Raw genomic sequence first — 16187 nt, 5'->3', positions numbered from 1 at the left:
TCCGCGGAGTGAGACGCACCAGGCCGCGGCCGCGGGGGCGCCGGTGGCGGCGTGGCACCATCGGCCCGTGAGTACGTCCACCACCGTCGACCGCGCGTTCGAAGCCGCCCTGTACGAGACCGGCGAGACGGCCCTCGACACCGGCGCGTCCCTACTTGCCTCCGACCCGGCGGCCGACGCCGAACTGGCCCGGCGCGGGGAGGAGTTCGTGGCGGCGGCCTGGCGGCGCGGCTGGCAGCCGGCCGACGTCGTCCGGATCGTCCGGCGCGAGCTGGACGACGTCCACGTGCTGCTCGCGGCGGAGCTGATCCGCGCGCAGGCGCCGTACGACCGGCCCCGTGGCCGCCGCTGGAGCGCGCAGCTCGCCGACCTGCCCGCCGGCGCCCCGCCCCGCACCGACCGCTTCTCCCACGCCACGGCCGTACTGGAGCTGTACCGCCTGCTGCTGCGCCTGCCCGCGCTGGAATCCCTCGAGGAGTCGTCCGGCGAGGCGAGGCCCGAGTCCCGCATGCTCACCCGCATCCGTGCCCTGCTCGCCAAGGCGGAGGCGACCGGGTTCCCGGAGGAGGCGGAGGCGCTGAGCGCCAAGGCGCAGGAGCTGATGGGCCGGCACAGCGTCGACGAGGCGCTGCTCGCGGCCCGGGCACCCTCGCCCGACATGCCCGGCGCCTGCCGGATCGGGGTCGAACCGCCGTACGAGCAGGCCAAGGCGGTGCTGCTGGACGCCGTCGCCACCGCCAACCACTGCCGGGCGGTGTGGAACGAGCCCCTCGGCTTCTCCACCGTCGTCGGCTTCGAAACGGACCTGGAGGCGGTCGAACTCCTCCACACCTCGCTCCTGGTGCAGGCCACGACCGCGATGACGAAGGCGGAGGCGGCCCAGCGTGCCGGGGGCCGTAAGCGCACCAAGGCGTTCCGGCAGGCCTTCCTCGCCGCTTACGCCCACCGCATCGGCACCCGCCTCGCGGCCGCCGCCGAGACCCAGGTGACCGACGACCTGCTCCCGGTCCTCGCCTCCCGCGAACTCGCCGTCACGGGACGGCTGGACCGGATGTTCCCGGAGACCACCACGACCCGGCTGCGCGGCGTGCGCGACGCGGCCGGCTGGACGGAGGGCGCACAGGCGGCGGACCGTGCGCGGATGCGCCACCGGCCGCCGCTGCGCTGACCTGCCGTCCCGCCGCTGCGCTGACCAGCGGTCAGTCGCCCGAGGACTCGAAGCCGCTCACCGAGGCCTGCGCCGCGCCGCCGCCCCCGTCCCGCCGGGCGACCTCCCCGTACGACCAGGGGAGATCGTGCGCGTCGGCGGTGGCGCCGGGCAGGGCGAAGGACACCTTGTGCACGGAGAGGCTCTTCGCGGAGTCCGCCTCGCCCCGCACGTAGGTGATCGTGAAGGACGTGGTCCCGCCCTTCGGCAGCGTGAGCGGCTGGGCCTTCGCGCCCTCCTCCGGGGACACGGACGTCGTGCTGTCCTCGGCCAGGAGGTCCACGGAGGGGAAGCCCTTCAGGGTGCACTGCGCGCCCTTGTTGGTGAGCGTGACGGTGACGTTGCCGGTGTCCCCGGCCTTGGGGGCGGCACCGGCTCCGACCTCCACGCCCAGGTCGCCGATCGCGCAGGCCGAACCGTTCGCCGGGTCCGCGTTCTTCGCGTCGTCGTCTCCACCGGACGCGCCCTCGCTGCAGGAGGTCAGCAGGAGGGTAGCGGCGAGGGCGGCGGCCAGGGTGAGGGGCAAGGTGCGCATGGAGTCCTCTGGGCGTGGTGAACGTGAGCGGCTTCGGCTCCCTGGATCATCACGCACCCGGATCCCGCACGGGCACCCACCCCCTGCGAATCCCCCGAACGCCGGACGGACCACGGCCCGTCCGCTGCGGGCCGCGGCGCCCGGAGGCGGTGCATGGCCTCGTCCGCCCGCTGGGCTGCGGTGCGCGGAGGTAGTCCACGGCCCGTCCGCACGCGGGCTGCGGTGCCCGGAGGTGGTGCATGGCCCCGTCCGTACGCGGGCTGCGGTGCGCGGAGGTGGTCCATGGTCCCGTCCGCCCGCTGAGCTGCGGTGCGCGGAGGTGGTCCATGGCCCCGTCCGTACGCGGGCTGCGGTGCCCGGAGGTGGTGCATGGCCCCGTCCGTACGCGGGCCGAGGTGCCCGGAGGCGGTCCACGGCCCGTCCGCATGCGGGCTGCGGTGCCCGGAGGCGGTGCATGGCCCCGTCCGTACGCGGGCCGAGGTGCCCGGAGGCGGTCCACGGCCCGTCCGCATGCGAGCTGCGGTGCGCGGAGGTGGTCCATGGTCCCGTCCGCCCGCTGAGCTGCGGTGCCCGGAGGTGGTGCATGGCCCCGTCCGTACGCGGGCCGAGGTGCCCGGAGGCGGTCCACGGCCCGTCCGCATGCGGGCTGCGGTGCCCGGAGGCGGTGCATGGTCCCGTCTGCACGCGGGCTGCGGTGCCCGGAGGCCGTCCACGGCCCGTCCGCATGCGGGCTGCGGTGCCCGGAGGCGGTCCACGGCCCGTCTGCACGCGGGCTGCGGTGCGCGGAGGTGGTCCATGGCCCCGTCCGCCCGCTGAGCTGCGGTGCCCGGAGGCGGTGCATGGCCCCGTCCATACGCGGGCTGCGGTGCCCGGAGGCGGTCCACAGCCCGTCCGTACGCGGGCCGAGGCGCCCGAAGGCGGCCCACGGCCCCGTCCGTACGCGTCGGCGTGCCGCTATCCGAGGCCCGCCGTGGGCAGTCCGGTCGGCATCTTGCCGCCCTCGGCCTTCGTGTACGTCTCCTCGCCCAGGCCGCCCTCCCAGGTGACCTTCAGGCTGCTCCCGGTCACCGAGTCGACCATGCCGGTCGCCCGGTCCTTGGAGCCGTCCGTGCACTTCAGGCGGATCATCCGCATCCCGGACTGCTCACCCGCGGTGCCGCTGCACACGCTCCCGCCGGTGGCGAACAGCGCGGCCTTGCTGCCGGTGATCACCAGCGCCACGGCCTTGCCGTCGGTCGTCGCGAGCCAGCTGCCCGCCAGCTCGTCGGACTCCGACCCGCCGGACGCGGAGCCGGAGTCCGAGCCGCCGGACGCGGAACCCGAGTCCGAGCCGCCGGTTCCGGCGGACGCCGTGGCCGAGGGGCTGGAGCCGGACGCCGGGTCGTCCCCGGAGCCGCCGTCGCCGCTGCACGCCGTCAGTGCCAGCGCGCCCACCAGCCCCGCGGCCACCGCCGCGACGCGCACGGCGCCAAAACGACGCCAGAACATCACCGAAGTCACTGCAAGCCCCCAAGCTGTAGCCGGCCGACCCGGACGGCACCCGGCCGGCCCCCTGGCCGGAACGATCGCAGCAAGCTACCAGGGGCCGTCAAGAGCCCCCGGGGGCGCCTCTCACCAGGACGACTTCCGCACACCGGGCAGATACCCCGCGTGCGCCTGCTCCCGCAGACTCACCCGGGACAGCCCGAACGCCCGGAAGTAGCCGCGCGGCCGGCCGTCGACCTGGTCGCGGTTGCGGACCCGCGTGGCGCTCGCGTCGCGCGGCTGCCTGCGCAGCTCCGCCTGCGCCGCCAGCCGCTCGGCCTCCGTCGACGAGGGCCGCCGGATGATCTCCTTCAGCTCGGCCCGCCGGGCGGCGTACCGCGCGACGACCTCCTGCCGCTTGTCGTTCTTCGCGATCTTGCTCTTCTTGGCCATCAGACCTTCACCCCCCGGGCGCGGATCCGGGCGACGGCCGCCTCGATCCCGATCGTGTCGACGGTCTTGATCGCCCTGGCGCTCAGCCGGAGCCGTACGTACCGGCCCTCGCTCGGCAGCCAGTAGCGCTTGGACTGGATGTTGGGGTCGAACCGGCGGGACGTGCGCCGGTGGGAGTGCGAGATGCGGTTGCCGAAACCGGGCTGGGTGCCGGTCAGCATGCAGTGCGCGGACATGTGGTGACGTACCTCTCCGACTCAGGTGGTGTAAATGGAATTCATTTTCAGTAGCATAGCGGCATGGCACGCAACGAACTCCGCCCGGTCATCAAGCTCCGGTCCACCGCCGGGACCGGCTACACCTACGTGACCCGCAAGAACCGTCGCAACGACCCGGACCGACTCACCCTGCGCAAGTTCGATCCGGTCGTCGGCCGCCACGTCGACTTCCGAGAGGAGCGCTGACCATGCGCCAGCGAATCCACCCCGAGTACGGGCCCGTCGTCTTCCGCGACCGTGCCGCGAACTACGCCTTCCTCACCCGCTCGACCATGACGAGCGAGAAGACCATCGAGTGGGAGGACGGCAACACCTACCCGGTCGTCGACGTCGAGATCTCCGACGTCAGCCACCCCTTCTACACCGGCACCGCCCGCGTCCTGGACACCGCCGGCCGCGTCGAGCGCTTCGAGCGCCGGTACGGAAAGAAGGGCTGACCCCATGGCTGCCCCTCCCGCTCTCCCCGTCGTGATCGTCGGCGGACTGCACGCCGACGCCCGCAAGGCGGCCGTGGCGCGGCTGCTCGCCGACGTGCCCGGCAGCGTCGTCCTCCACCACGACCTGGCGACGGCCGCCGCGGGCACGGTCGTGCGGACCGTCCGGGACGCCGGCGGCATCCTCGACGCGGGCGAGGCGCCGCTCGTCAACGACTGCGCCTGCTGCGCCCTGCGCGAGGACCTGGTCCCGGAGCTGGAGCGGCTCCAGGACGCCGGCGGCACCCGGCTCGCCGTCGTCGAGCTGTGGGACTCCGTCGAGCCCAAGGCCATGGCCGAGGTCGTCACGGCCGGCGGGCTCACCGTCACCGGCGTGATCACCGCCGTCGACCCGGCCCTGGTCCTGCCCTACCTCGGCAACGGCGACGACCTCGCCGAGGGCGGTCTCGCCGCGGCGGCGACCGACCAGCGCACGGTCGCCGACACCTTCGCGCGCCAGCTGGAGTACGCCCCCGTCCTCGCGGTCGCCGAGTCCCCGGAGGCCGACGACGAGGACCGGGAGCTGCTCGCGCAACTGCACCCGACGGCCCTGCGGGTGCCCATCGGGGAGGAGGCCCCGGCGGCCCCGGACGGGGACGCCCTGACCGTGCCGACCCCGCGTCTGCGCCCGCTGACGCCCCTGGCTCGGGCGGCCTTCGCCGGCTTCGACGTCGAGGCCGCGGCCGCCGCCCAGCACCCGGCCTGCGCGCTGCTGCCCGCCGAGGCCGACGCGCACGGCGTCTCCACCCTGGTCTGGCAGCAGCGCCGCCCCTTCCACCCGGAGCGGCTCTACGCCGCCCTGGAGGACCTGACCTGCGCGGCCGCCCGCAGCCGGGGCCGGTTCTGGCTCGCCGACAAGCCCGACACGCTCTTCCACTGGGACGCGGCGGGCGGGGCCCTGTGCGTGGAGAGCGCCGGGCCGTGGCTGGCCTCCCTGCCCGACGCGGCCTGGGAGATGGTCCCGCCGGTGCGCCGCGCCGCCGCCGCGCTGGACTGGCACCCCGAGCACGGCGACCGCGGCCAGCACCTCGTCTTCACCTCGCCCGGCCTCGACCGGGACGGCCTGGAGCGACTGCTGGAGTCCTGCCTGCTGACCGACGCCGAGTACGCCGCCGGGCGCGACGCCTGGCAGCGGCTGCCGCACGCCTTCGACACCCTCCTGGAGGTCTGACCCGACATGCCCCGCAAGCCCGAGCGCAAGCCCGCCAAGAACCGGCCCAACCCCCTGGACCAGGCCGGCATCACCTACATCGACTACAAGGACACCGACCTGCTGCGGAAGTTCATCTCCGACCGCGGCAAGATCCGCAGCCGCCGCGTCACCCGCGTCTCCGCCCAGCAGCAGCGGCAGCTGGCCCGGGCGATCAAGAACGCCCGCGAGATGGCGCTGCTGCCGTACGCCAGCCGCTGAGCGCGTCCCGTCGGGGTGAGGTTCCCCACGCTTGACGCGTGGGGGACCTCGTGACCGTGAAACGGCCGGCCCCCGCGCACGCCCCCGGGACGCCTCCGGACCGGCTGCGTGCCCGGTCGGCCGCCGTGCCCCGGACATCCGGTGGACCGCCACGCAGTCCTGTCGTACGAGCCGTCACGCGCCGTGCGCCCACCGGGGATCCGGCGATGGTCCGACCCCGGCACCGGCTCCCGGGACGACCTCCCGGTCCTGCGCACGGCCCATTTCTCCCTGCTCCCGGCCGGTGTCCACCGCTTCCGTTACGACGGCCGGCCGGCCCTTCCCGAGCCGCACAGCCGCCCGCTCCCGCCACCGAGCGGATGCTCCGCCTCCACCGGACCTCCGCCGAACCCCCCGACTTCGGCGCGGGCTTCCGGGAACGCCCGGCGGGCAGGCGCCGTCAAACAGGCAAGAGCTTCGGTAAAGCGGTCGTCAAAGCTGTAACCACGGGACCACCCCGCGTGCACGTGCATCTGCCCATGCATCTGCACATGAACAGGGCTATGATCCGGGTCAGTTGACCACTGCATCAATGGCCACACCAGCCAGTGCACCACCGGGGAGCGACCTGTGGACCACGACGTGTACAACGGGATGGCGGCCGCCAGGCTGCGCGGTGTGGCCTGGCAGAAGAGCCGGCACAGCAACTCGCAGGGCTCGTGCGTGGAGTTCGCCCGGCTGCCGGGCGGCGACGTGGCCGTGCGCAACTCGCGCTTCCCCGACGGACCCGCGCTGGTCTACACCCGCGCGGAGATCGAGGCGATGCTGCTGGGCGTGAAGGACGGTGAGTTCGACCACCTGGTGGGCGGCTGACGGCCGGACGGGGCCCGCGGACATCCGCAGCCCTCGGCATGCGGCGCGCGCCGTGACGCGCGTAGAACCGCGGCGCCAGGAAGCGCCGCGGTTTCCTCATTCCCCGTTCGGGCTCGATCCGGCCCGGGGCAGCCGGAACAGCGCCCAGACCACCTTGCCGCTGAGCGCGCCCGCGAGCGGGTGCCAGCCCCAGCTGTCGCTGAAGGAGTCGACGAGGAACAGCCCGCGGCCCGACTCGGCCGAGAAGTCGTCGGTCTCGCGGGCGACGGGGCTGTCGTGGCTGGGGTCGCGCACCGCGCACACCAGGCGCTCGGTCCACCGCATCAGATGCAGCCGTACCGGGGGCTCCTGGCCGGCAGCGCACCGGCCGCTCGCAGGCAGGCCGTGCCGCAGGGCGTTGGTGACGAGCTCCGAGACCACCAGGCAGACGTCGTCGAACCGGTCGCCCATGTCCCACTGGTCGAGGGTCCTGCGGGTGAACTGCCGGGCCTCGCGTACCGCTTCGTAGCGCGCGGGCAGTGCGCAGGAGGCGGCGTCGGACACGGCCGCGGGATCCAGCGGCGGAAGGCCCTGCCTTAACGGCTCGAGCATGGTCGATCCATTCGTCCCCATGCGAGGCACTCCCGGGAATTCGCGGTCGGTGCGATGCGGCGGTGGTGCGGGACCATGGTTTCGGATGCGTACAGCAGATGCAAGGGCAGATGCACGTGCAGCTGACCGGAATAGGGCATCCCGTACCGCTTGTTGGTCAATTTTTCCGTCATCTTCACGTCGCCGTCCGGCCGTTCACTTGCCTTCTTCTTGATCCCACGCGCGTGCGTCCACTGGCTCGATTCCGTTTCCGTAACCGGACGAGTACTGCTCGGAGTGTTTTAGTGGCAGACTTCGGCCCCTGAAGACGTTGGGGAGGCTGGCGAACGTGAGCGCGGGAGAGCCGGGATCGGTGGTGCGGCGCATGCTGCTCGGATCACAACTCAGGCGACTGCGTGAGGCGCGGGGCATCACGCGCGAGGCGGCGGGCTACTCGATCCGCGCCTCCGAGTCGAAGATCAGCCGGATGGAGTTGGGCCGGGTGAGCTTCAAGACCAGAGACGTCGAGGACCTGCTGACCCTGTACGGCATCACCGACGAGCAGGAGCGCGCCTCGCTGCTGTCCCTGGCCAAGGAGGCCAACGTCGCGGGCTGGTGGCACAGTTACTCGGACGTGCTGCCCAGCTGGTTCCCCACCTATGTCGGCCTGGAGGGCGCCGCCTCGCTGATCCGGGCCTACGAGGTGCAGTTCGTGCACGGCCTGCTGCAGACCGAGGCGTACGCGCGCGCGGTGGTCCGGCGCGGCATGCAGGGCGCCAGCGAGGCCGACGTCGAGCGGCGCGTGGCGCTGCGCCTGGAGCGGCAGAAGTACCTCGTCGACGAGAGCGCGCCCGACTTCCACATCATCCTGGACGAGGCCGCCCTGCGCCGCCCGTACGGCGACCGCGAGGTGATGCGCGGCCAGCTCCAGCACCTCATCGAGATCTCCGAGCGGCCCAACGTGCGCCTCCAGGTGATGCCGTTCAGCCTCGGCGGCCACTCCGGCGAGAGCGGCGCGTTCACGATCCTCAGCTTCCCGGAGTCCGACCTGTCGGACGTCGTCTACCTGGAGCAGCTCACCAGCGCGCTGTACCTGGACAAGCCCGAGGACGTCGCCCAGTACGAGAAGGCCCTGAAGGAACTCCAGAGCGACAGCCCGGGCCCCTCGGAGAGCCGGGACCTTCTCCGGGGGCTCCTCCAACTCTCCTAAAGCCTCCAACTCACCTTAAACACCAGTACGATGACGTGTGATCAGATCGTGAAGGCGCGATCGAGGGTCTGCCAGGGATCGAGGGATCACACATGTCGTCGTCCTACTTCACCGACCTCGCACAGCAGTACATCGACGGTGAGTGGCGCCCGGGTACCGGCTCCTGGGACATCATCGACTTCAACCCGTACGACGACGAGAAGCTGGCGTCGATCACCATAGCCACGGCCGACGAGGTCGACCAGGCGTACCGGGCCGCCGCCCGCGCCCAGAAGCAGTGGGCCGCGACCAACCCGTACGCCCGTCGCGCCGTCTTCGAGAAGGCCCTCAGGCTGATCGAGGAGCGCGAGGCGGAGATCTCCGAGGCCATCATCGCCGAGCTCGGCGGCACGCGCCTGAAGGCCGCCTTCGAGCTGCACCTCGCCAAGGAGTTCCTGCGCGAGGCAGTGCACCTGGCGCTGGCCCCCGAGGGCCGGATCATCCCCTCCCCGGTGGACGGCAAGGAGAACCGCGTCTACCGCGTGCCGGTCGGGGTGGTGGGCGTGATCAGCCCCTTCAACTTCCCGTTCCTGCTGTCCATCAAGTCGGTCGCCCCGGCGCTCGCGCTCGGCAACGCCGTGGTGCTCAAGCCGCACCAGAACACCCCGATCGTCGGCGGCTCGCTGGTGGCGAAGATCTTCGAGGACGCGGGGCTGCCCGGTGGTCTGCTGAACGTCGTCATCACCGACATCGCGGAGATCGGCGACGCCTTCATCGAGCACCCGGTCCCCAAGGTCATCTCCTTCACCGGCTCCGACCAGGTCGGCCGGCACGTGGCCACGGTCTGCGCCCGGCAGTTCAAGCGCGCCGTCCTCGAACTGGGCGGCAACAGCGCGCTGGTGGTCCTCGACGACGCCGACATCGACTACGCGGTCGACGCGGCGGTCTTCAGCCGGTACGTCCACCAGGGCCAGGTCTGCATGGCCGCCAACCGCGTCCTGGTCGACCGGTCGGTCGCGGACGAGTTCACCGAGAAGTTCGTCGCCAAGGTGAAGACCCTCAAGGCGGGCGACCCGCGCGACCCGGAGACCGTGATCGGCCCGGTCATCAACTCCTCGCAGGCGGACGCCGTCGCGGGCGTGGTCGAGCAGGCCCTCGCCGAGGGCGCCACGGCCCTGGTGCGCGGCGGCCGGACCGACAACCTCGTCGAGCCCTCCGTCCTGACCGGGCTGCCCGCCGACTCGGCCCTGCTGCGGCAGGAGGTCTTCGGCCCGGTCGCCTTCCTCGTCCCGTTCGACGGCGAGGAGGAGGCCGTACGCCTCGTCAACGACACCCCGTACGGCCTGAGCGGCGCCGTCCACACCGCGGACGTCGAGCGGGGCGTCGCGTTCGCCAAGCAGATCGACACGGGCATGTTCCACGTCAATGACGGCACCGTGCACGACGAGCCGATCGTGCCCTTCGGCGGCGAGAAGCACTCGGGCCTCGGCCGGCTCAACGGCGACACGATGCTGGACGCGTTCACCACCACCAAGTGGATCTCGGTGCAGCACGGCCGGAGCGGCTTCCCGTTCTGACCTCGTTCTGACCTCGTTCTGATCTCTACGACTCGGGCAGGCGGGCACCACGGCTCTCCGCGATCCGGCGGACGTCCGTGAGTGCCTCGCTCATCCGGGCGAGCAGAAACCGCAGTTGTGCGGGTGTCGCCCCGGGGTCGGCGAGCATGTCGGCCGCGTGGTCAAGGAGACCGCCGGCCATGCCGAGCTGCACGCTCTCGACGGTGTCGGCGACCCGGGAGGCGTATCCGGATCCGTCGGTCACGAGATAGCAGGGCTTGCCGCCGGTGCCGGCCCAGGGCAGCAGCCGTGTCTCGCCCCCGCCGCCCGTCACTTCCTCCCCCGCGTTTCCCGCACGGGCATGCCCAGCGAGCCGAGGCCGATCCCCGGCACTGCCGTCGGTACCGGGCGCGGGACGTGGCGCCCCATATGGCGGACGGTCCGCCCGATCGCGCGGAGAATCTTCACCTGTCATCAACTCCCTGTGTTCGGCGGTCTCGCTTTGTGTAGCGAACCGCTCACACTCTGGCGCCGGTCGGGCTAGCCTCGCCAGAGAGACGCAGGTGACAGAGCCTTTGTCACAAGGGAGTTGATCCGATGGGCACGATCTACGGCGACTGGCTCAAGGAACAGCGCGAGGCGGCGGGCCTGACACAGCAGCAGTTGGCGGACCGGGCGATCATGACGCGTTCGCACATCGCCCACATCGAGGCGGGGCGGCGGGTGCCGTCGAAGGAGGACGCGAGGCGCCTCGATATGGCGCTGAACACGGGAAACGTGCTCAGCAGCTTCCTGCCGCAGGACGAGGACGTATCCATCGCCGAGTACTTCGAGAGGGTGCGCGTACTCGAACAACAGGCGGTGGCCATCCACGAGTTCGCCCTGGCGTACTTCCCGGGCATCCTCCAGACGAAAAGGTACGCACGTGCGGTTCTGGGTGCGGCGTTCCCTCCGGTGAGTGAAGAGGAGTGTGACAGGCGCGTTGTCACACGCCTGGAGCGCGCAAAGATCCTCGAAGACCCCGTGAGTCCCGTAGTGTGGGCGCTTTTGGACGAGACGCTGCTCCGTCGCCCCGTGGCCGGCGGGGATGTCATGGCCGAGCAGTTCATGCACGTTGTTCGTCTCGGGGAGGCTGGACGTATCCGGGTGCATGTGCTGCCCTTTGCTGTGGGTCACCATCCGCTGGCGCACAGCATGCTCAAGCTGATGTGGTTCGAAGACCAACCGCCGCTGGCGTACACCGAGGGCGGCTACATGGGGAGGCTGCACGACTCCCCGTCCATGGTCCGGCAGTTGCAGCATCGCTACGCTCTGGCGCTGAGCCAAGCAATGCCGCTGGAGGACTCATTGGCCCTGCTCAGGGCCACCGCGAAGGAGTACGGACGCCATGACTGAGCGCACTATCCCGAACGCCGCCACGCTGCGCGGCTGGCGCAAGTCGTCGCACAGCGACAACAACGCCGGTGACTGCCTCGAAGTCCTCGACGACCACCCTTCGGGCATACCGGTCCGCGATTCCAAGAACCCCCACGGCCCCGCCGTGATCGTCCCGGCGCCCGCGTGGTCGTCGTTCGTCACGGCGCTGAAGGACGGGTCCGTTGCGGACAGAAGCTGACCGCAAGCCCTCGTAGCGTCGTCGGTGTCAGGGGGAGAGGCCCCCGGACCCGACGAAAGGCGGCGGTCATGGTCACTCACGTTCCCTCGGAGGCACGCGGCGACGAGCGCGGAGCGCTGCTGTCCTTCATCGCAGAGCAGCGCGGCGGCATCCGGCGGGCGCTGCTGGGCCTGACCGAGGAGCAGGCGTCGTCCCGCCCCAGCGCCAGCGAGCTGTCCCTGGCCGGGCTGCTCAAGCACGTCGCCGAGGTCGAGCAGGGCTGGATCGCCCGCGCCAAGGGGGAGCCGCCGGCCGTCCACCGGGACGAGTCGAACTGGCACGAGTGCTTCCGGCTGGTCGGCGACGAGAGCGTGGAATCGCAACTCGCGTACTACGAGAAGGTGGCCGCCGAGACGGAGGCGTTCATCCGCGCCGTGCCCAGCCTCGACGACACCTTCGAGCTGCCCGCGACCTCCTGGAACCCCCGGGACGAGCAGCTCTCGATGCGCTGGCTCTGCCTCCACCTGATCCGCGAGACGGCCCGGCACGCGGGCCACGCCGACGTCATCCGCGAGTCGCTGGACGGCAGGACGGCCTTCGAGCTGGTGGCCGAGGAACAGCGGGTGGCCGAGGCGCATCGGGTGGCCGCCGCGTCCTAGTCTGGACCGCATGTCAGCGATCCGTCTCCTCGTGCTCGGCGCGGTGCGCATGCACGGGCGGGCCCACGGCTACCAGGTGCGCAACGACCTGGAGTACTGGGGCGCGCACGAGTGGTCCCATGCCAAGCCCGGCTCGATCTACCACGCCCTGAAGCAGATGGCGAAGCAGGGACTGCTGCACGCGCACGAGATCGCCCCGTCCACGGCCGGCGGCCCGCCGCGCACGGAGTACGAGATCACCGAGCAGGGCACCGAGGAGTACTTCCGGCTGCTGCGGGAGGCGCTGGTCACGTACGACCAGCACGGGGACGTGAAGACGGCCGCGGTGGGCTTCATCGTCGACCTGCCGCGGGCGGAGGCGGTCGCGCTGCTGAAGGAACGCACCCTGCGCATCGAGCAGTGGCGGGCCTCCGTCCTGAAGGACTACGTGCCCGAGGAGGGGACCGCCGGGCTCGGCCACATCGGCGAGATCATGAACATGTGGGTCCACACGGCCGACTCCGAGGCCGAGTGGACCCGCGGTCTGATCCGGCGCATCGAGGGCGGCGCCTACACCTTCGCCGACGAGGGCGAGCCGTTCGTCGGCGTGCTGGCCGAGGGCGAGGAGAACCCGTACGCGACGGGTGAGCGGCATCCCGGGGACGCCCACTAATCAAATTTGACGAATGGCTGGCGCGGGGTTACTTTCGAGCCTGTAGTCAAGTTTGACTAGCGAGGGAGGCTCAGTGGCCGACGCGGCGATCACCGTCGAAGGCGCGGAGAAGAGGTACGGCGACAAGAAGGCGCTGGACGGGCTCGACCTGCGGGTCGCGCGCGGCACGGTGCACGGGGTGCTCGGCCCGAACGGCGCGGGCAAGACCACCCTGGTCAGGGTCCTGTCCACGCTGCTGCGGCCCGACGGGGGCCGGATCGAGGTCGCCGGGCACGACGTGGTGCGCGAGGCGTACGCCGTACGGCTGCGCATCGGCCTGCTCGGCCAGCACGCCGCGCTCGACGAGGAACTCGGCGGGCGGCAGAACCTGGAGCTGTTCGGCCGGCTGCACCACCTGGGCGCGAAGCGGGCACGCGCGCGTGCCGGCGAACTCCTGGAGCGCTTCGGCCTGTCCGACACGGGCCGCAAGGCCGTACGGCAGTACAGCGGCGGCATGCGACGGCGGCTGGACCTCGCCGCCTCCCTGATCACCGAACCGGAGGTGCTCTTCCTGGACGAGCCGACCACCGGCCTCGACCCCCGCGGCCGCGCCGAGGTGTGGGACTCCGTCCGCTCCCTGGTCGGCGGCGGTACGACGGTCCTGCTCACCACGCAGTACCTGGAGGAGGCCGACCAGCTCGCGGACCGCATCTCGGTCGTCGACGCCGGCCGCGTCATCGCCGAGGGCACGGCCGACGAGCTGAAGGCCGAGACCGGCGGCGACCGCATCGACGTGGTCCTGCGGGACGCCGGCCAACTGGGCGCCGCCGTCGCCCTGCTGCCCCTCACCGGGGTCACGGCCGACGTCGACCGCCGTCTGCTGAGCGCCCCGGTGACCGACCGCATGGAGGCGCTCTCCGGGGTCGTACGGGCGCTCCAGGAGGCCGGGATCGAGGCGGAGGACGTCGCCCTGCGCCGACCGACGCTGGACGAGGTGTTCCTGCACCTCACCGGAGACGACCGCAGCGTGAAGGAGACCGCGTGACCGCCTACGCCCTGACCGACTCCTGGACCATGACCCGCCGGGAACTCGCCCGCTGGGGACGGCAGCCGGTCCAGCTGGCCGTCAACCTCGTCTTCCCGGTGATGCTGCTGCTCATGTTCGGCTACCTGGTCGGCGGCGGCCGGGGCGTGAGCGGCGCGTACCGCGACTACCTCGTCCCGGGCATGCTCGCGCTCACCATGGCCTTCGGCCTGGAGGGCACGATGATCGCCGTCACGCGGGACCTCGACAAGGGCGTGATCGACCGCTTCCGTTCGATGCCGATGGCCAACGGGGCGGTGCTGGTGGGCCGTTCCGCCGCCGACATGCTCCAGTCGGTGCTGACCCTGGCGGTGCTCATCGGTGTGGGCGCCGCGCTCGGCTGGCGTGCCCACGGCGGTCCGGCGGCCTTCCTGGGCGCCGTGGGCCTGCTGCTCCTGCTCCGGTTCGCCATGCTGTGGATCGGCATCCACCTGGCCCTCGTGGCCGGGAAGCCGGAGATGGTCCAGGCGGTGCAGATCCTGGTCTGGCCGATCGGCTTCCTCTCCAACGCCCTCGCCACCCCCGACTCCATGCCCGGCTGGCTGGGCACGGTCGTCGAGTGGAACCCGATGTCCCACACGGCCACGGCCGTTCGGCACCTGTTCGGCGTGCCCGGCGCGGAGCCGGGCCACGTGGCACCGGCCGTCCTGTGGCCCCTGGCCCTGCTCGCGGTGTTCTTCCCGCTGGCGGTACGCAGGTTCGGGCGACTGAGCCGCTAGGCCGCCCCTAGGGCCTGTCGTTTGGATCAGGTCGCAGGAAAGCGACGGTTCTGTTCGGTGCCAGACCCCGCGTCTGCGGCGTGATCCGAACGACAGGCCCTAGTGGTGGAACCCGGTGGCCGCGTCCCTGTCCTGGGTGAAGGGGCGCGGCTGCCGGCGCAGTTCCGGCAGCAGCCGTTCCAGGTCCTGCGCGAGCAGGTCGGCGAGGTCCGCGGAGAAGCCGTTGCGGCACACCACCCGCAGCACGGACAGGTCCTCGCGGTGCGGCGGGAAGGTGTACGCGGGCACCAGCCAGCCGCTCTCGCGCAGCCGCCGGGACACGTCGAAGACGTCGTACGCGGTGACGTCCGGCGCGGTCGTGAAGGCGAACACCGGCAGCTGGTCGCCCCGGGTCAGCAGCCGGAAGTCGCCGAGCGCCTCGACCCGCGCGGCCAGCCCCGTGGCCACGTCCCGCGCGGCCTGCTGCACGGCCCGATAGCCGTCCCGGCCCAGCCGCAGGAACGTGTAGTACTGGGCCACGACCTGCGCGCCCGGCCGGGAGAAGTTCAGCGCGAACGTCGGCATGTCACCGCCCAGGTAGTTCACCCGGAACACCAGTTCCTCGGGCAGCGCGTCCGCGTCCCGCCACAGCGCCCAGCCGACGCCCGGGTAGACGAGGCCGTACTTGTGCCCCGAGGTGTTGATGGACGCCACGCGTGGCAGCCGGAAGTCCCACACCAGGTCCTCGTCGAGGAACGGCGCGACCATGGCGCCCGACGCCCCGTCGACGTGCACCGGGATGTCCAGCCCGGTGCGTTCCTGCAGCGCGTCCAGCGCCGCGCACAGGTCGGCGACCGGCTCGTAGGACCCGTCGAAGGTCGAGCCCAGGATCCCGACGACCCCGATGGTGTTCTCGTCGCACAGCTCGGCGGCGGCCTGCGGGTCCAGGTGGAACCGGTCGCCCTCCATGGGCACCAGCCGGGCCTCCACCTCCCAGAAGGTGCAGAACTTCTCCCAGCACACCTGCACGTTGACGCCCATCACCAGATTGGGCCGGGCCCCCGGGTACCGGTCGGCGTTGCGCCGCGCCCAGCGCCGCTTCAGCGCCATCCCGGCGAGCATGCACGCCTCGCTCGACCCGGTCGTCGAACACCCCACGGCCGCCGCCGGATCGGGCGCGTGCCACAGGTCGGCCAGCATCGCCACGCAGCGCCGCTCCAGCTCGGCCGTGCGCGGGTACTCGTCCTTGTCGATCATGTTCTTGTCCCGGCACTCCGCCATCAGCACCCCGGCCTCCGGCTCCATCCAGGTGGTGACGAAGGTGGCGAGGTTCAGCCGGGCGTTGCCGTCGAGCATCAGCTCGTCGCGCACCAGCTGGTGGGCGGTCGCCGGGGCCATCGGCTGGTCCGGGAGCCGGTGCGTGGGCGGGGCCTCGGCCATGTCGCCGACCGGATTGGCGGGGCCGTAGAAGGGGTTGACGGACAGGCGGTGGCCGCCGGGCCGGCGGGGGCCTTCGTTGAGCGGCAAGGGAGC

Annotated in this window: 21 protein-coding genes; 14 read left to right on the top strand and 7 right to left on the bottom strand. The window is 71.9% G+C overall.

Going from position 1 to position 16187, the window contains the following annotated elements:
* Window positions 1-67 precede the first annotated feature (67 nt).
* A complete protein-coding gene (locus tag ACSUPV_RS17810; protein WP_436947808.1) occupies window positions 68-1168 on the top strand; it encodes a DUF2786 domain-containing protein in 1101 nt (366 codons plus the stop codon).
* 31 nt (window positions 1169-1199) lie between these two features.
* On the opposite strand, the gene ACSUPV_RS17805 is transcribed toward ACSUPV_RS17810, so the two are convergent.
* The 4 genes from ACSUPV_RS17805 to rpmB form a co-directional block, all read right to left on the bottom strand.
* Window positions 1200-1742, bottom strand: coding sequence for a DUF4232 domain-containing protein (locus tag ACSUPV_RS17805; RefSeq protein ID WP_436947807.1), 543 nt, complete (start codon window positions 1740-1742; stop codon window positions 1200-1202).
* Window positions 1743-2696: 954 nt separating this feature from the next.
* On the bottom strand, window positions 2697-3206 hold the full coding sequence (locus ACSUPV_RS17800; protein ID WP_037760838.1) for a hypothetical protein: 510 nt from the start codon (window positions 3204-3206) through the stop codon (window positions 2697-2699).
* Window positions 3207-3353: 147 nt separating this feature from the next.
* The gene (gene rpsN, locus ACSUPV_RS17795; RefSeq protein WP_031115923.1) at window positions 3354-3659 is read right to left on the bottom strand and encodes a 30S ribosomal protein S14; all 306 of its coding nucleotides are present in this window, start codon (window positions 3657-3659) and stop codon (window positions 3354-3356) included.
* A complete protein-coding gene (gene rpmB / locus ACSUPV_RS17790) occupies window positions 3659-3895 on the bottom strand; it encodes a 50S ribosomal protein L28 (RefSeq protein WP_031115922.1) in 237 nt (78 codons plus the stop codon). Before rpmB ends, rpsN begins: the two co-directional genes overlap by 1 nt.
* 63 nt (window positions 3896-3958) lie before the next feature.
* Between rpmB and rpmG the strand changes: the two genes are divergently transcribed.
* From rpmG to ACSUPV_RS17765, 5 genes are all read left to right on the top strand, one after another.
* Entirely contained in the window at window positions 3959-4123 is a 165-nt protein-coding gene (gene rpmG, locus ACSUPV_RS17785) for a 50S ribosomal protein L33 (RefSeq protein WP_010044249.1), read from the top strand.
* A 2-nt stretch (window positions 4124-4125) separates the two neighbouring features.
* Entirely contained in the window at window positions 4126-4374 is a 249-nt protein-coding gene (locus ACSUPV_RS17780; RefSeq protein ID WP_436947806.1) for a type B 50S ribosomal protein L31, read from the top strand.
* A gap of 4 nt (window positions 4375-4378) precedes the next feature.
* The gene (locus tag ACSUPV_RS17775) at window positions 4379-5581 is read left to right on the top strand and encodes a CobW family GTP-binding protein (protein WP_031115920.1); all 1203 of its coding nucleotides are present in this window, start codon (window positions 4379-4381) and stop codon (window positions 5579-5581) included.
* A 6-nt stretch (window positions 5582-5587) separates the two neighbouring features.
* Window positions 5588-5821: a 30S ribosomal protein S18 gene (gene rpsR / locus ACSUPV_RS17770; protein ID WP_037760833.1), complete on the top strand. Its 234-nt coding sequence runs from the start codon at window positions 5588-5590 to the stop codon at window positions 5819-5821.
* 633 nt (window positions 5822-6454) lie between these two features.
* Window positions 6455-6673 carry a DUF397 domain-containing protein gene (locus ACSUPV_RS17765; RefSeq protein ID WP_051648637.1) on the top strand — a complete coding sequence of 73 codons (219 nt, stop codon included), beginning with the start codon at window positions 6455-6457 and terminating at the stop codon, window positions 6671-6673.
* Between the two features lie 96 nt (window positions 6674-6769).
* Here ACSUPV_RS17765 and ACSUPV_RS17760 read toward each other — a convergent pair whose 3' ends face one another.
* Window positions 6770-7264 carry an ATP-binding protein gene (locus ACSUPV_RS17760; protein WP_037760831.1) on the bottom strand — a complete coding sequence of 165 codons (495 nt, stop codon included), beginning with the start codon at window positions 7262-7264 and terminating at the stop codon, window positions 6770-6772.
* 364 nt (window positions 7265-7628) lie between these two features.
* Here ACSUPV_RS17760 and ACSUPV_RS17755 point away from each other — a divergent pair, with 364 nt between their 5' ends.
* Both ACSUPV_RS17755 and ACSUPV_RS17750 read left to right on the top strand, forming a co-directional pair.
* Window positions 7629-8453, top strand: a complete 825-nt coding sequence (locus ACSUPV_RS17755) for a helix-turn-helix domain-containing protein (RefSeq protein ID WP_051851319.1) — start codon at window positions 7629-7631, stop codon at window positions 8451-8453.
* A gap of 92 nt (window positions 8454-8545) precedes the next feature.
* Complete coding sequence (locus tag ACSUPV_RS17750; protein ID WP_037760828.1) at window positions 8546-10009, top strand: aldehyde dehydrogenase family protein; 1464 nt, start codon at window positions 8546-8548, stop codon at window positions 10007-10009.
* Window positions 10010-10034: 25 nt separating this feature from the next.
* Here the strand turns inward: ACSUPV_RS17750 and ACSUPV_RS17745 are convergent, their stop codons facing one another.
* Window positions 10035-10322, bottom strand: a complete 288-nt coding sequence (locus tag ACSUPV_RS17745) for a hypothetical protein (RefSeq protein WP_031115914.1) — start codon at window positions 10320-10322, stop codon at window positions 10035-10037.
* A gap of 263 nt (window positions 10323-10585) precedes the next feature.
* Between ACSUPV_RS17745 and ACSUPV_RS17740 the strand changes: the two genes are divergently transcribed.
* The 6 genes from ACSUPV_RS17740 (at window position 10586) to ACSUPV_RS17715 (ending at window position 14675) form a co-directional block, all read left to right on the top strand.
* Window positions 10586-11383 (top strand): helix-turn-helix domain-containing protein, encoded by a 798-nt coding sequence (locus ACSUPV_RS17740; RefSeq protein WP_359792873.1) that lies wholly within the window; start codon window positions 10586-10588, stop codon window positions 11381-11383.
* The gene (locus ACSUPV_RS17735) at window positions 11376-11603 is read left to right on the top strand and encodes a DUF397 domain-containing protein (RefSeq protein WP_359792876.1); all 228 of its coding nucleotides are present in this window, start codon (window positions 11376-11378) and stop codon (window positions 11601-11603) included. The genes ACSUPV_RS17740 and ACSUPV_RS17735 overlap by 8 nt, the downstream gene beginning before the upstream one ends.
* A 68-nt stretch (window positions 11604-11671) precedes the next feature.
* Window positions 11672-12241, top strand: a complete 570-nt coding sequence (locus ACSUPV_RS17730; protein WP_031115911.1) for a DinB family protein — start codon at window positions 11672-11674, stop codon at window positions 12239-12241.
* Window positions 12242-12251: 10 nt separating this feature from the next.
* The gene (locus ACSUPV_RS17725; RefSeq protein ID WP_031115910.1) at window positions 12252-12893 is read left to right on the top strand and encodes a PadR family transcriptional regulator; all 642 of its coding nucleotides are present in this window, start codon (window positions 12252-12254) and stop codon (window positions 12891-12893) included.
* Window positions 12894-12966: 73 nt separating this feature from the next.
* Complete coding sequence (locus tag ACSUPV_RS17720; protein WP_037760819.1) at window positions 12967-13917, top strand: daunorubicin resistance protein DrrA family ABC transporter ATP-binding protein; 951 nt, start codon at window positions 12967-12969, stop codon at window positions 13915-13917.
* The gene (locus tag ACSUPV_RS17715; RefSeq protein ID WP_436947805.1) at window positions 13914-14675 is read left to right on the top strand and encodes an ABC transporter permease; all 762 of its coding nucleotides are present in this window, start codon (window positions 13914-13916) and stop codon (window positions 14673-14675) included. The genes ACSUPV_RS17720 and ACSUPV_RS17715 overlap by 4 nt, the downstream gene beginning before the upstream one ends.
* Window positions 14676-14774: 99 nt before the next feature.
* Here the strand turns inward: ACSUPV_RS17715 and ACSUPV_RS17710 are convergent, their stop codons facing one another.
* The gene (locus tag ACSUPV_RS17710; RefSeq protein ID WP_037760814.1) at window positions 14775-16181 is read right to left on the bottom strand and encodes a glutamate decarboxylase; all 1407 of its coding nucleotides are present in this window, start codon (window positions 16179-16181) and stop codon (window positions 14775-14777) included.
* Window positions 16182-16187: the final 6 nt, after the last annotated feature.

The sequence above is a fragment of the Streptomyces sp. SudanB52_2052 genome (genome assembly GCF_964272415.1).
Classification (GTDB): domain Bacteria; phylum Actinomycetota; class Actinomycetes; order Streptomycetales; family Streptomycetaceae; genus Streptomyces; species Streptomyces olindensis.
Note: the sequence above shows the minus strand (reverse complement) of the source record. Positions and strands in the feature narration are given on the sequence as shown.

Bases quoted from the DNA above. Each gene is read 5' to 3' on its own strand.
- ACSUPV_RS17805 (WP_436947807.1), bottom strand. From the start codon at position 1,742: ATGCGCACCTTGCCCCTCACCCTGGCCGCCGCCCTCGCCGCTACCCTC.
- rpsN (WP_031115923.1), bottom strand. From the start codon at position 3,659: ATGGCCAAGAAGAGCAAGATCGCGAAGAACGACAAGCGGCAGGAGGTC.
- rpmB (WP_031115922.1), bottom strand. From the start codon at position 3,895: ATGTCCGCGCACTGCATGCTGACCGGCACCCAGCCCGGTTTCGGCAAC.
- rpmG (WP_010044249.1), top strand. From the start codon at position 3,959: ATGGCACGCAACGAACTCCGCCCGGTCATCAAGCTCCGGTCCACCGCC.
- ACSUPV_RS17780 (WP_436947806.1), top strand. From the start codon at position 4,126: ATGCGCCAGCGAATCCACCCCGAGTACGGGCCCGTCGTCTTCCGCGAC.
- ACSUPV_RS17775 (WP_031115920.1), top strand. From the start codon at position 4,379: ATGGCTGCCCCTCCCGCTCTCCCCGTCGTGATCGTCGGCGGACTGCAC.
- rpsR (WP_037760833.1), top strand. From the start codon at position 5,588: ATGCCCCGCAAGCCCGAGCGCAAGCCCGCCAAGAACCGGCCCAACCCC.
- ACSUPV_RS17765 (WP_051648637.1), top strand. From the start codon at position 6,455: ATGGCGGCCGCCAGGCTGCGCGGTGTGGCCTGGCAGAAGAGCCGGCAC.
- ACSUPV_RS17760 (WP_037760831.1), bottom strand. From the start codon at position 7,264: ATGCTCGAGCCGTTAAGGCAGGGCCTTCCGCCGCTGGATCCCGCGGCC.
- ACSUPV_RS17755 (WP_051851319.1), top strand. From the start codon at position 7,629: ATGCTGCTCGGATCACAACTCAGGCGACTGCGTGAGGCGCGGGGCATC.
- ACSUPV_RS17750 (WP_037760828.1), top strand. From the start codon at position 8,546: ATGTCGTCGTCCTACTTCACCGACCTCGCACAGCAGTACATCGACGGT.
- ACSUPV_RS17740 (WP_359792873.1), top strand. From the start codon at position 10,586: ATGGGCACGATCTACGGCGACTGGCTCAAGGAACAGCGCGAGGCGGCG.
- ACSUPV_RS17735 (WP_359792876.1), top strand. From the start codon at position 11,376: ATGACTGAGCGCACTATCCCGAACGCCGCCACGCTGCGCGGCTGGCGC.
- ACSUPV_RS17730 (WP_031115911.1), top strand. From the start codon at position 11,672: ATGGTCACTCACGTTCCCTCGGAGGCACGCGGCGACGAGCGCGGAGCG.
- ACSUPV_RS17725 (WP_031115910.1), top strand. From the start codon at position 12,252: ATGTCAGCGATCCGTCTCCTCGTGCTCGGCGCGGTGCGCATGCACGGG.